This is a genomic window from Achromobacter sp. Marseille-Q0513 (assembly GCF_018195695.1).
Taxonomy (GTDB): Bacteria; Pseudomonadota; Gammaproteobacteria; order Burkholderiales; family Burkholderiaceae_B; genus Achromobacter.
On the sequence record NZ_JAGTJY010000052.1, the window covers coordinates 1 to 12,507 of the forward strand.

Here is a 12,507-nt window from a genome sequence, read left to right on the forward strand (position 1 = left end):
CCCGACGGTCAAGACGACCTGCACGGGCGTGGAAATGTTCCGCAAGCTGCTGGACCAAGGTCAAGCCGGCGACAACGTGGGCATCCTGCTGCGCGGCACCAAGCGTGAAGACGTCCAGCGTGGCCAAGTTCTGGCCAAGCCGGGCTCGATCACCCCGCACACGGACTTCACGTCCGAGGTGTACATCCTGTCCAAGGAAGAAGGCGGCCGCCACACCCCGTTCTTCAACGGCTATCGTCCCCAGTTCTACTTCCGCACGACGGACGTGACGGGCACGATCGACCTGCCGGCCGACAAGGAAATGGTTCTGCCGGGCGACAACGTGACGATGACCGTCAAGCTGCTGGCCCCCATCGCCATGGAAGAAGGCCTGCGCTTCGCCATCCGTGAAGGCGGTCGTACCGTCGGCGCCGGCGTCGTCGCCAAGATCCTGAAGTAATCGGATCACAAGCAGCACCTACCCAGCGGGGGCGCACCGCGCCCTCGCAACTCGTTCTTTAGGAAACGCCATGAAAAACCAGAAGATCCGCATCCGCTTGAAAGCCTTCGATTACAAGCTGATCGATCAATCGGCCGCTGAAATCGTTGATACCGCCAAGCGCACGGGCGCCGTCGTCCGTGGTCCGGTGCCGCTGCCCACGCGCATCCGTCGCTATGACGTGCTGCGTTCGCCGCACGTCAACAAGACGTCGCGCGATCAGTTCGAAATCCGCACGCACCAGCGCTTGATGGACATCGTTGATCCCACCGACAAGACCGTTGACGCCCTGATGCGTCTGGACCTGCCGGCCGGCGTCGACGTCGAAATCGCGCTGCAGTAAGTAGGCGTAGCAGGTTGGCGACCTTCGCCCGCCGACCTGTGAAAAATGGCCGCAATCCTTCGGGACTGCGGCCATTTTGTTTTGTGGCCGGTGCCAGCGCAGGCGCGGGCTGTACACAAGGCGCAGGTAAGTTAGCAGGCGCTTACTTTGTCGGTCAGCCGCTGATCAACGATTGATCAGGGCTGAGTGCCGGAAGATACCGGCATGCCGCCGCAGGCCTGGCCGCCGATCTGCCCGCTCCGCGTCGCGCGGCCGACACGGAAAACGCGCTAAGTGCTTGTGTTGCCTGAAAAAAACGTGCTAATATGCCAAGCTTGCCATTTTGTGGCAAGTCTAACTATGGTCCGACGCTTTGCGTTGCCGGATCTTTTGCGTGAATCCGTAAGGAAACCCGCAGGGGAAACGCCCGGAAAGTCCGGGCCAGGTTGCACATAGTCGTAGGGCAAAGGCCGTTACCTTTTGCCCGATTAGCCCCGACCAATCGCAGTCGGGAATGGAGAAAACGATGTCGAATTCGACACCCACGCCCGCCGCTCACCGGCTGGGTCTGGTGGGTCGCAAGGTCGGCATGACCCGCATTTTTACCGAGGAAGGTGAATCCATCCCGGTAACCGTGCTGGACGTGTCGAACAACCGTGTGACCCAGGTTAAGTCGCTGGAAACCGACGGCTACGCCGCGATCCAGGTGGCTTATGGCACCCGTCGTGCCTCGCGTGTGGCTCAGCCGCAAACGGGCCACTACGCCAAGGCCGGCACTGAAGCCGGCAGCATCCTGAAAGAGTTCCGCCTCGACCCCGCCCGCGCCGCTGAATTCGCGGCTGGCGCCGTCATCGCCGTGGAATCCGTGTTCGAAGCCGGCCAACAGGTCGACGTGACGGGCACCACCATCGGTAAGGGTTTCGCCGGTACCATCAAGCGCCACAACTTCGGTTCGCAACGCGCGTCGCACGGTAACTCCCGTTCGCACCGCGTGCCGGGCTCGATCGGTCAAGCTCAAGATCCGGGCCGTATTTTCCCGGGTAAGCGCATGGCTGGTCACCTGGGCGACGTCACCCGCACCGTCCAGAACCTGGACGTCGTTCGCGTTGACGCCGAGCGCGGCCTGCTGCTGGTCAAGGGCGCCGTCCCCGGCCACGCTGGCTCCGATATCGTCGTGCGCCCGGCCATCAAGGCCCCGGCCAAGAAGGGAGCGTAAGTAAATGGATCTCAAGCTCCTGAACGAACAAGGTCAGGCTGCCGCTACGTTCAGCGCGCCCGACACGATTTTCGGTCGTGACTTCAACGAAGCGCTGATTCACCAGGTCGTCGTGGCTTTCCAAGCCAACGCCCGTGCCGGTAACCGCGCCCAGAAGGACCGTTCCGAAGTCAAGCACTCCACCAAGAAGCCCTGGCGTCAGAAGGGTACCGGCCGCGCTCGCGCCGGTATGACCTCGTCGCCGCTGTGGCGTGGTGGTGGTCGCATCTTCCCGAACTCGCCTGAAGAAAACTTCAGCCAGAAGGTCAACAAGAAGATGTACCGCGCCGGTATCCGCTCGATCCTGTCGCAGCTGGCCCGCGAAGACCGCATCGCCGTCGTCGAATCGTTCGACCTCGAATCCCCCAAGACCAAGCTGGCTGCCGCCAAGCTGAAGAGCCTGGGCCTGGATTCGGTGCTGATCATCACCGACAACGTCGATGAAAATGTTTACCTCGCCACCCGCAACCTGCCGCACGTTGCCGTGGTCGAGCCCCGTTACGCCGATCCGTTGTCGCTGGTCCACTACAAGAAAGTGCTGATCACCAAGCCGGCCATCGCTCAACTCGAGGAGATGCTGGGATGAACGCTGAACGCTTGATGCAAGTCATTCTGGCTCCGATCGTGACCGAAAAGGCCACGTTCGTCGCTGAGAAGAATCAGCAAGTCGCTTTCCGTGTCGTGGCTGACGCTACCAAGCCGGAAATCAAGGCTGCCGTCGAACTGCTCTTCAAGGTGCAGGTCGAGTCCGTGCAGGTCCTCAACCGTAAGGGCAAAGTCAAGCGCTTTGGCCGTTTCGTCGGCCGCCGTCGCAATGAGCGCAAGGCCTACGTCTCGCTCAAGGACGGCCAGGAAATCGACTTTGCGGAGGTGAAGTAAATGGCCCTCGTAAAAGTTAAGCCGACTTCGGCTGGCCGCCGTGGCATGGTGAAGGTTGTCAGCCCGAACCTGCACAAGGGCGAGCCCTACGCGCCGCTGCTCGAAAAGAAGACCCGTGGCTCGGGCCGTAACAACAACGGCCACATCACCGTCCGTCATCGTGGCGGTGGTCACAAGCAACACTACCGTGTCGTCGACTTCCGTCGCGACAAGGATGGCATCCCGGCAAAGGTCGAGCGTCTGGAATATGACCCGAACCGTACGGCGCACATCGCTCTGCTGTGCTACGCCGACGGCGAGCGTCGTTACATCATCGCTCCCCGTGGCCTGGAAGTGGGCGCCACGCTGGTCTCGGGCATCGAAGCCCCGATCCGCGCCGGCAACACGCTGCCGATCCGCAACATCCCGGTGGGTACCACCATCCACTGCGTGGAAATGATCCCCGGCAAGGGTGCTCAGATGGTCCGTTCGGCCGGCGCTTCCGCCGTCCTGCTGGCCCGCGAAGGCACGTACGCCCAGGTTCGTCTGCGCTCGGGTGAAGTGCGCCGCGTGCACATCGAGTGCCGCGCCACCATCGGTGAAGTCGGTAACGAAGAACACAGCCTGCGCCAGATCGGCAAGGCCGGTGCAATGCGTTGGCGCGGTGTCCGCCCGACGGTTCGTGGCGTGGCCATGAACCCGGTCGATCACCCGCACGGTGGCGGCGAAGGCCGTACCGGTGAAGCACGCGAGCCGGTCAGCCCGTGGGGCACTCCGGCGAAGGGTTTCAAGACCCGTCGCAACAAGCGGACGAACAATATGATCGTCCAACGGCGCAAGCGCAAGTAAGAGGCGAACACTATGTCACGTTCGATCAAGAAAGGCCCGTTTGTCGACGCTCACCTGATCAAAAAGGTGGACACGGCCGTCGCGGGCAAAGACAAGAAGCCGATCAAGACCTGGTCGCGCCGTTCCACGATCCTGCCCGAGTTCATCGGTCTGACGATCGCTGTGCACAACGGCAAGCAGCATGTTCCCGTTTACATCAACGAGAACATGGTCGGTCACAAGCTGGGCGAGTTCGCGCTGACCCGTACGTTCAAGGGTCACGCCGCGGACAAGAAGGCGAAGAGGTAAGCGATGGAAACTACTGCCATTATCCGTGGGGTTCACATCTCCGCACAAAAGACTCGCCTGGTTGCGGACCTGATCCGCGGCCAGAAGGTCGGCCGTGCGCTGGAAATCCTCACCTTCTCGCCGAAGAAGGCCGCCGCCATCCTGAAGAAGGCTGTCGAGTCCGCCATCGCCAACGCCGAGCACAACGACGGCGCCGATATCGACGAACTGAAGGTCACCACGATTTTCGTGGACAAGGCTCAGTCGATGAAGCGCTTCTCCGCTCGCGCCAAGGGCCGCGGCAACCGTATCGAGAAGCAGACCTGCCACATCACGGTCAAGGTCGGAGCTTAAGGAGTCACGATGGGTCAGAAAATTCACCCCACTGGGTTCCGTCTCGCGGTCACCCGTAACTGGTCCTCGCGTTGGTTCGCCGACGACAAGGCCTTCGGCGCCATGCTGGCCGAAGACATTCGCGTCCGCGAGTACCTGAAGAAGAAGCTCAAGAGCGCCTCCGTTGGTCGCGTGATCATCGAGCGTCCCGCCAAGAATGCCCGCATCACCGTCTACTCGGCTCGTCCGGGCGTGGTGATCGGCAAGCGCGGCGAAGACATCGAAAGCCTGAAGGCTGATCTGCAGCGCCTGATGGGCGTGCCGGTGCACGTGAACATCGAAGAAATCCGCAAGCCGGAAACCGATGCTCAACTGATCGCCGATTCGATCTCGCAACAGCTCGAAAAGCGCATCATGTTCCGTCGCGCCATGAAGCGTGCGATGCAGAACGCCATGCGTCTGGGTGCCCAGGGCATCAAGATCATGTCGTCGGGCCGTCTGAACGGCATCGAAATCGCTCGCACCGAGTGGTATCGCGAAGGCCGTGTGCCGCTGCACACGCTGAAGGCGAACATCGACTACGGCACCTCCGAAGCCCACACCACCTACGGTGTGATCGGCATCAAGGTCTGGGTCTACAAGGGCGACATGCTGGCCAACGGCGAACTGCCGCCGGAAACCGCCGCCCCGCGTGAAGAAGAACGCCGTCCGCGCCGCGCTCCGCGTGGCGATCGTCCGGAAGGTGCTCGCACCGGTCGTCCGGGTGGTCGTGGCCGTGGTCCCCGCAAGGCGGACGCGGCTCCGGCTCCTGAAGGAGAATAACCATGCTGCAACCCTCTCGCAGAAAGTATCGCAAAGAGCAAAAGGGCCGCAACACCGGTCTGGCGACTCGCGGCACCCACGTGTCGTTCGGCGAATTCGGTCTGAAGGCCACCGGCCGTGGCCGTCTGACCGCCCGCCAGATCGAAGCCGCTCGTCGTGCCATCAACCGTCACATCAAGCGTGGCGGCCGCATCTGGATCCGGATTTTCCCGGACAAGCCGATCTCGCAGAAGCCTGCCGAAGTCCGTATGGGTAACGGTAAGGGCAACCCGGAGTACTGGGTCGCCGAAATTCAGCCCGGCAAGGTGCTCTACGAAATGGAAGGGGTTAGCGAAGAGCTCGCGCGTGAAGCTTTCCGCCTGGCCGCTGCCAAGCTGCCGATTTCGACCACGTTCGTCGCGCGTCATATCGGTGCTTAAGGAGTACTAAGACATGAAAGCCAGCGAACTCCGTTCGAAAGATGCCGCCGAGCTCGGCAAAGAGCTCGAAAGCCTGCTGAAGGCACAATTCGGTCTGCGTATGCAGAAGGCCACGCAGCAGCTTGCCAATACCAGCCAGCTGCGCAACGTGCGCCGCGACATCGCGCGCGTGCGTACCTTGCTGACCGAGAAGGCAGGGAAATAAAGATGAGCGAAACTCAAAACACCCAAGTGGCCAAGCGCCAGCGTACGCTGGTTGGCAAGGTCGTCAGCAACAAGATGGACAAGACTGTCGTCGTGCTCGTCGAGCGCCGCGTCAAGCACCCCATCTTCGGCAAGATCATCATGCGTTCCGCGAAGTACAAGGCGCACGATGAGTCGAACCAGTACAACGAAGGCGATACCGTTGAAATCGCTGAAGGCCGTCCCATCTCGCGCTCGAAGTCGTGGCGTGTGGTGCGTCTGGTTGAAGCCGCGCGTATCATCTAAGTAGCAGTTCATCGGGACGGCATGCCGTTCTGATATAAAAACGGCAAGGGATCAAACCCTTGCCGTTTTTTTTCGTCTGCCGCGTCCGGCGAGACGCGCGCAACCAGGTAATGGGGAGCAGGGCAAAGACATGGGCCGCCGTTTTTCAGGCTTCAAGCGGATCGCACGCGCGGCGTGCGGCATGAGCGTGTTTGCATGCACGGCAGCCTGGACGATATCCGCGGCGCAGTCGCTGCCCGCGGAGCCTGTGGGCGCGGCGCCCACGCCAGCGATGCCGGTGGCGGAGCAGGGGCTGGCCGGACCGGCTGCCAAGGCCGGCGTCGCAAATCCTGGTGCTCAAACTGGCGCGGATAGGTCCGTCGCATCGCCTGGCGATGTGCCGATGCCCATCGACAAGCGGGGCGGCAACGCCCTGACCGCCGGCCCCGATCCGCGCGTGCAGTTTCCCGCGGGCTCGCGTGACCATGCCGCCATTTTTGGCACGCAAGACGAGGACGAGCTGGCGCTCGCCGGACAGGAGCGCGCCATCGACGAACAACGCATGCGCTTGCAGGCATTGGAACGCTTGTTCAATCAAACGCCGGGTCCGCGCGCAGCGCCGCCAGGCACGATTCCGCTGAGCCGGAGTTCGGCCGATCAGCCGCCGCCTTCCATGCCGAAGCTGGCCCCCGCGCCGGCCGGCTCGCGCCTGGACGGCACGATGGATGCGCGGCGCCAGGTCGATGCCATGCAGCGCAAGGTGGACGGCATGCTGCGCAATGCCAATACCTTGAGCACGCCGTCGCGTTGAGGGGCCGCCTTCGGCGCACACCCCAACTCTGAAACCCAGCGTAGCAACTGTCCGGAATCAGGGTATTCCCGGCCTCGATCCCGCCTGTTACAACTCTCGCGGGCACGCATTCCGCGTGCCCGGACTTCAGTCGGCAGGAGCGTGAAACATGCGTGGATCTGTGGGTAAGTTCGTGGCCGCTTGCGGCGTGGTTCCGATGGCGATGATCTTGATGGCGCCGGCAGCCCAGGCCGATCTCAATAGCGTGCAATTGAAGGACGTCACTGTGCAGCGTCCCTTCAGCGAGAGCGTGGTCGTCATCGGTAGCGACGGTCAGGTGCGTGCGGGCATGGAGGTCAGCAAGTTGACCCGCCAGATCAGCGAGCAGGCCGATGCGTTGACGGAATTGCGGCGCAAGAACGAGGAGCTGAGCCGCAAGCTGGAAGAACAGACGCAGAAACTGTCGGCGCTGGAGCGCAAGCAGGGCGACGGCGGCCGCAGCAGCGATGGCCAGCGCAACGACCTGGACAAGCTGAGCCGCAACGCGGACAGCCAGAAGAACGAACTGGAGAAGCTGTCGCGCAGCGTGTCGCAACTGAACAGCAACGCGGATTCCAGCAGCCGCAAGATCGACGATCTGCAGCGGCGCGTGGATGACGTAAAGCGCAGCGTGGACGATGTGCGCAGCCGCGTGAAATAGCGCGCGGCGCGAGGCCGTGGATGGCCAGGCAAAAGCAGGCAGCAGCAGCTTTTGCCTGAGCCCGGGAACCGTGGCCGCCGGCGCGGCAAGCGCGCCGGCTTATCGTCGCTGCGCCAGTTCCCTGAGCCGTCCCGCGATCCCCGTCGGAAAGTAATACACCGACACCACGAACAGGATGCCCAGCCACAGCAGCCAGCGGTCGGGCTCGAACAGCAGCGCCGGCGGCGCCACGCCCGCCACTGTTTCGTGGATCAGGTGCAGGCCGTCCTGCAGATAGCTTTGCGCGAACACGAACAGGCTCGCGCCGATCACCGCGCCGTACATGGTGCCCATGCCGCCGATCACCAGCATCAGCAGGATGTTCAGCATGATCTCGAACGACAGCGAGGTGTCCGGCCCGTTGTAGCGCAGCCAGAGCGCGTAGAGCGCGCCGGCCAGCGTGGCGAAGGCGGCCGCCAGCAGGTTGGACAGGCTGCGGTACAGCACCGTGCGGTAGCCGATGGCCTCGGCGCGGAACGGATTTTCGCGGATGGCCTGCAGCACGCGGCCGAACGGCGAATTGACGATGCGCAGCAGCAGCAGGAACAGCACGACGGCGACCGCGGCGATCAGGTAGTAGGTGATGATGCGTCCGTCCACCGTGACGCCGAACAGCGGTTCGGACAAGGGGCGGAACGCGGGGCGCAGCATCTGCGGCACCTTGAAGTTCAGCCCGTCCTCGCCGCCCGTCAGATCCGACAGCTGCGATACCAGCGTCTGGAAGGCGGCGGCCACGGCCAGCGTGATCATGGCGTAGAAGATGGCGCGCACGCGCAGGCTGGCCAGCCCGATCAGCAGCGCGAAGGCCAGCGACACCGCCAGGCCGCTGGCGGCGCCGGCCAGCACCGCGGTCCAGCCCGGCTCCAGCCGCACGCTGGCGATGGCCACGCCATAGGCGCCGATGCCGAAGAACATGGTGTGGGCGAAGCTGACGATGCCGGTATAGCCCAGCAGCAGGTCGTAGCTGGCCACCAGCACGATGAACACCAGGATCTTGGCCGCGACCGCGAGCGACTTCGGTCCGGGGAACAGGAACGGCGCGGCGAGCAGCAGCAGCGCCACCGCGATCAGCAGCGCGCCCAGCACCATGCTGCGCGGAGGATCGCCGGAAAGCAGACGTAGGGACATGAGGCGGGTCCTAGCGGTTGGCGACGGGGTAGACGCCTTGCGGGCGCCACAGCAGGATGGCGACCATGAGCGCGATGTTCGAGAAGAGCGCGGCCTTGGGCATCAGGAAGCCCGTGTAGTTGGCCATCAGGCCAACCAGCAGCGCGCCGATCAGGCAGCCCACCGTCGATCCCAGCCCGCCGATCATGATGACGATGAAGATCAGCACGTTGACCTGCGCGCCCAGCTGCGGCACCACGGACTGCTGGTACAAACCCCAAAGCGCGCCACCCAGTCCGGCCAGCATCGAGCCGGCCACGAACACGCCGACGAACAGATGGCGGATACGGTAGCCCAGGCTTTCGACCATTTCGCGGTCTTCCACGCCGGCGCGGATCAGCAGGCCCAGCTTGGTGCGGTTGAGCAGCCACAGCATGCCGCCCAGCACCGCCAGGCCGCCGACCAGCGCCACGATGCGGAACTTCTCGATGGCGGCATCGCCCAGCAGCACCGCGCCGCGCAACGCTTCCGGCAGCGGCAGCGAAATGGTCTGCGGGCCCCAGATCATCTTGATCAGCTCTTCGCCGATGATCATGCCGCCCATGGTGATCAGGATCTGCTTCAGGTGCTGGCCATAGACCGGCCGCACGATGACGCGCTCGAAGGCCAGGCCCACGGCGCCGGCCACCAGCATGCCCACGATCATGGCCGGCAGCACGGCGGCCAGGTTCATCCACAGGCTGCCGGACTGGGTCCAGTCGCCCATGGCGCCCAGCACGGTGGACGCCAGGTAGGCGCCAATGGCGATGAACAGGCCATGGCCGAAGTTCAGCACGTCCATCAGGCCGAACACCAGCGTCATGCCCGAGGCCACGATGAAGATGATCATGCCCATCGCCAGGCCGGCGAAGGTCAGCGTGAGCCAGGTCGAGAAGGAGCCCACCAGCGGCAGGGCGATGGCGGCCAGCGCCAGCACCAGCAACACGGGGCGCAGGTCGGCGCGGACCTGCGGCAGCGGAGCGTCGGCGTCCAGGGTACTCATTGGTGGCTTCCCAGGGATAGGCCGAGCAGGCGCGTCTGCAGCGCCTCGTCCTCGGCCAGCTGCGCCATGCAGCCGGCGTGCACCACGCGGCCGTCGTCCATGACGGCCACGCGGTCGCCGACCTGGCGCGCGAAATTGAAGTTCTGCTCGACCAGCAGGATGGTGGTGGCTGCCTGCTTGAGCTCGATGAAGGCGTCGATCATGTTCTGCACGATGGCCGGCGCCAGGCCCTTGCTGGGTTCGTCGATCAGCAGCAGCCGGCGCGGTTCGATGATGGCGCGCGCGACCGCCAGCATTTGCTTCTGCCCGCCGGAAAGCTTGCCGGCTGGATGCAGCCAGAACTTGCGCAGCGCGGGGAAGAACCCGAAGATCCATTCCAGCCGCGCCGTGTCGAGCTGGCTGGCGTTGGCGGCGCCGCGCGCGGCCAGCAGGATGTTCTCCTTCACCGACAGGTCGGCGAAGATGCCCATGTTCTCGGGCACGTAGGCGACGCCGCGGCGCGCCATGTCGGGCGGCGACACGCGCACGCCGGGTCCGCCGGCGGCCTCGCCGTCGAAGCGCAGATTGCCTTGCGAGGCTTTCCACAGGCCCATGATGGTGCGCAGCGTGGTGGTCTTGCCGGCGCCGTTGCGGCCCAGCAGCATGGTCACCTGGCCGGCGGGCACCGTCAGGTCCACGCCGTGCAGGATGTGGTACGCGCCGATGTGCGTGTGCACGTCTTTCAATTCGAGCAGCGGGCGGGTCTCGCCCGCCGGCGTATTCGTGCCTGGGGCGGCGCCCGCGCCGCGCGCTATCGCGCTCATGCCGTCTTCTCCGTCGGGGCCACGCCCAGGTAGGCCTGCTGCACGATGGGCGAGGCGATGACCTCGGCGGGCTCGCCATCGGCCATCAGCCGGCCGTTGTGCAGCACCACGATGCGGTCGGCCAGTTCACGCACCACGTCCATCTTGTGTTCCACCAGCAGGATGGTCTTGCTGCGGTCGTTCTTGATCTCGCGGATCAGATCCAGCACCACCGGCACGTCGTCCACGCTCATGCCGGCGGTGGGTTCGTCGAACATGAACACCTGCGGCTCCAGCGCGATCAGCATGGCGATTTCCAGCTTGCGCTGGTCGCCATGCGGCAGGTCGGCGGCGATGTGGTCGCGCCGGGCGGACAGCCGGGTGCGCTCGAGCAATTCATTGGCGCGCGCGATCAGGGCGCGGTCGTCGTCCCAGGTGCGCCAGAAGCGGATCTGGCGCCAGCCCAGGCCCTGCTGGCGCGATTGCAGCGCCAGCCGGACGTTCTCGTGCACGCTCAGGCGCGGGAACAGCTGCGTCAGCTGGAAGGCCCGGCCCAGGCCCGCATGCATGCGGGCCGGCGCGGACAGTCCGGTCAGGTCGCGGCCGTTCAGCCGCACCGAACCGGCGCTGGCGCGCAGCTGGCCGGAGATCAGGTTGAAGTACGTGGTCTTGCCCGCGCCGTTGGGGCCGACGATGGCCGTCAAGGTGCCGGGCGCGAAGCCGCAACTGACACTGTCGACGGCCACGTGCCCGCCGAAACGGATCGTGAGCGCTTGGGTTTCGAGCATGGGTGGCGATGCGCTAGCGCTTGTTCTGGACGGGCACGTCCATCTGGTCGGGCGTGATCTCGCGCACCAGGTCCTGCACGGCCCAGGGCACCGAGGCGTCGTTCTTGATGCGGAAGTGGTACATCGACTGCATGGCCTGGTGGTCCTGCGGGCGGAACGTCATCTTGCCCTTGGGCGTGTCGAAGCTCATGCCTTCCATGGCCTTGATCAGCGTGTCGGTGTCGGACTTGCCCTGCGTCTTGCTCAGCGCCTGCACGATGGCGATGCCGGCCGACATGCCGCCCGCGGTGAAGAAGTCCGGCGGCTGGCCGAAGCGCTTCTGGTGCTCGGCGACCAGCCAGTCGTTGACCGGATTCTTGGGGATGCCGTAGTAGTAATAGGTGGCGCCTTCCATGCCGGCCAGCGACTTCAGCGGCGTCATTGCAGCCAGCGTGTTGCCGCCGGTGGCGATCTCGATGCCGTAGCGCTTCGGATCCAGGTCCGCGATCTTGAACGGGTTGCCCGCGCCGGCCCAGAGGATGAAGATGATCTTGCGGCCCGGCTTGTCCTTGAGCGCGTCGAACAGGCGCTGCGCGCCGGCGGTGAAGTCGGTGGCGTTGGCAGGCAGGTATTCCTCGTGCACGATCTTGGCGTGCTTCAGGGCGCCCTTGAAGGCCTTCACGCCGTCGCGGCCGAACGCGTAGTCCTGCGCCAGCATGGCGATCGACGTGCCTTCCTGGTCGAAGGCCACGGCGTTGGCGATCGCGTCCTGCGAGGAATTGCGGCCGGTGCGGAAGATGTACTTGTTCCACTTGTCGCCGGTGATCGAATCCGCCACGGCGGGTTCGACCAGCAGGATCTTCTCGTACTCCTCGGCGATGGGCAGCATGGCCAGCGCCACGCCCGAGGACGTGGGGCCGACGGCGATGTCGGCGTTGTCGTCGGCATAGGCCGAGGCCAGCTGCGCGCGCGCCACGTCGGGCTTGCCCTGGTTGTCCTTCTCGATCACGCGGATCTTGCGGCCAGCCACCGTCATCGTGCCTTGCGTGGCGTACTCCAGGCCCAGCATCAGGCCGTTCTGGGTCTGCTTGGCATAGGCTTCGAGCGGGCCGGTCTTGTCGTAGACGTGGGCCACGACGAAGTCCTTGGCCATGGCGGCCGATTGCATGCACAGGCCGGCTATCGCGGCCAGCAATACGCGTTTCATCA

At 64.5% G+C, this 12,507-nt stretch carries 19 protein-coding genes; 14 read left to right on the plus strand and 5 right to left on the minus strand.

Features of this window, described 5'->3' with window-relative positions:
- The 14 genes from KDH83_RS13090 to KDH83_RS13155 all read left to right on the plus strand — a co-directional run.
- Window positions 1-439, plus strand: a 439-nt coding sequence (locus KDH83_RS13090) for an EF-Tu/IF-2/RF-3 family GTPase (protein ID WP_249205076.1), incomplete at its 5' end; no start/stop codon positions are given.
- Window positions 440-509: 70 nt separating this feature from the next.
- A complete protein-coding gene (gene rpsJ, locus KDH83_RS13095; RefSeq protein WP_003806903.1) occupies window positions 510-821 on the plus strand; it encodes a 30S ribosomal protein S10 in 312 nt (103 codons plus the stop codon).
- Between the two features lie 505 nt (window positions 822-1,326).
- The gene (rplC, locus tag KDH83_RS13100) at window positions 1,327-2,016 is read left to right on the plus strand and encodes a 50S ribosomal protein L3 (protein WP_199770953.1); all 690 of its coding nucleotides are present in this window, start codon (window positions 1,327-1,329) and stop codon (window positions 2,014-2,016) included.
- A 4-nt stretch (window positions 2,017-2,020) separates the two neighbouring features.
- Window positions 2,021-2,641 carry a 50S ribosomal protein L4 gene (gene rplD, locus KDH83_RS13105; protein WP_103271740.1) on the plus strand — a complete coding sequence of 207 codons (621 nt, stop codon included), beginning with the start codon at window positions 2,021-2,023 and terminating at the stop codon, window positions 2,639-2,641.
- The gene (gene rplW, locus KDH83_RS13110; protein ID WP_006216557.1) at window positions 2,638-2,934 is read left to right on the plus strand and encodes a 50S ribosomal protein L23; all 297 of its coding nucleotides are present in this window, start codon (window positions 2,638-2,640) and stop codon (window positions 2,932-2,934) included. Before rplD ends, rplW begins: the two co-directional genes overlap by 4 nt.
- On the plus strand, window positions 2,935-3,762 hold the full coding sequence (rplB, locus tag KDH83_RS13115; RefSeq protein WP_103271739.1) for a 50S ribosomal protein L2: 828 nt from the start codon (window positions 2,935-2,937) through the stop codon (window positions 3,760-3,762).
- Window positions 3,763-3,774: 12 nt separating this feature from the next.
- Entirely contained in the window at window positions 3,775-4,050 is a 276-nt protein-coding gene (rpsS, locus tag KDH83_RS13120; protein WP_006216555.1) for a 30S ribosomal protein S19, read from the plus strand.
- 3 nt (window positions 4,051-4,053) lie between these two features.
- On the plus strand, window positions 4,054-4,383 hold the full coding sequence (rplV, locus tag KDH83_RS13125) for a 50S ribosomal protein L22 (RefSeq protein WP_006389608.1): 330 nt from the start codon (window positions 4,054-4,056) through the stop codon (window positions 4,381-4,383).
- Between the two features lie 9 nt (window positions 4,384-4,392).
- The gene (gene rpsC, locus KDH83_RS13130) at window positions 4,393-5,184 is read left to right on the plus strand and encodes a 30S ribosomal protein S3 (RefSeq protein WP_103271738.1); all 792 of its coding nucleotides are present in this window, start codon (window positions 4,393-4,395) and stop codon (window positions 5,182-5,184) included.
- 2 nt (window positions 5,185-5,186) lie between these two features.
- Window positions 5,187-5,603: a 50S ribosomal protein L16 gene (gene rplP / locus KDH83_RS13135; protein ID WP_006389610.1), complete on the plus strand. Its 417-nt coding sequence runs from the start codon at window positions 5,187-5,189 to the stop codon at window positions 5,601-5,603.
- 13 nt (window positions 5,604-5,616) lie between these two features.
- A complete protein-coding gene (gene rpmC, locus KDH83_RS13140; RefSeq protein ID WP_003806912.1) occupies window positions 5,617-5,808 on the plus strand; it encodes a 50S ribosomal protein L29 in 192 nt (63 codons plus the stop codon).
- A gap of 2 nt (window positions 5,809-5,810) precedes the next feature.
- Window positions 5,811-6,092: a 30S ribosomal protein S17 gene (gene rpsQ, locus KDH83_RS13145; RefSeq protein ID WP_006216549.1), complete on the plus strand. Its 282-nt coding sequence runs from the start codon at window positions 5,811-5,813 to the stop codon at window positions 6,090-6,092.
- A 130-nt stretch (window positions 6,093-6,222) separates the two neighbouring features.
- Complete coding sequence (locus KDH83_RS32525; protein ID WP_249205078.1) at window positions 6,223-6,882, plus strand: hypothetical protein; 660 nt, start codon at window positions 6,223-6,225, stop codon at window positions 6,880-6,882.
- A 148-nt stretch (window positions 6,883-7,030) separates the two neighbouring features.
- Window positions 7,031-7,561 (plus strand): hypothetical protein, encoded by a 531-nt coding sequence (locus KDH83_RS13155; RefSeq protein WP_212316340.1) that lies wholly within the window; start codon window positions 7,031-7,033, stop codon window positions 7,559-7,561.
- Between the two features lie 99 nt (window positions 7,562-7,660).
- Here KDH83_RS13155 and KDH83_RS13160 read toward each other — a convergent pair whose 3' ends face one another.
- From KDH83_RS13160 to KDH83_RS13180, 5 genes are read right to left on the minus strand one after another with little or no spacing between them, the layout of a single operon-like run.
- Complete coding sequence (locus KDH83_RS13160; RefSeq protein ID WP_212316342.1) at window positions 7,661-8,728, minus strand: branched-chain amino acid ABC transporter permease; 1,068 nt, start codon at window positions 8,726-8,728, stop codon at window positions 7,661-7,663.
- 10 nt (window positions 8,729-8,738) lie between these two features.
- Window positions 8,739-9,749, minus strand: coding sequence for a branched-chain amino acid ABC transporter permease (locus KDH83_RS13165; protein WP_212316344.1), 1,011 nt, complete (start codon window positions 9,747-9,749; stop codon window positions 8,739-8,741).
- A complete protein-coding gene (locus KDH83_RS13170; RefSeq protein WP_212316346.1) occupies window positions 9,746-10,552 on the minus strand; it encodes an ABC transporter ATP-binding protein in 807 nt (268 codons plus the stop codon). Before KDH83_RS13170 ends, KDH83_RS13165 begins: the two co-directional genes overlap by 4 nt.
- On the minus strand, window positions 10,549-11,319 hold the full coding sequence (locus KDH83_RS13175) for an ABC transporter ATP-binding protein (protein WP_212316348.1): 771 nt from the start codon (window positions 11,317-11,319) through the stop codon (window positions 10,549-10,551). Before KDH83_RS13175 ends, KDH83_RS13170 begins: the two co-directional genes overlap by 4 nt.
- A 13-nt stretch (window positions 11,320-11,332) precedes the next feature.
- Window positions 11,333-12,505 carry a substrate-binding domain-containing protein gene (locus KDH83_RS13180; protein ID WP_212316383.1) on the minus strand — a complete coding sequence of 391 codons (1,173 nt, stop codon included), beginning with the start codon at window positions 12,503-12,505 and terminating at the stop codon, window positions 11,333-11,335.
- Window positions 12,506-12,507 lie beyond the last annotated feature (2 nt).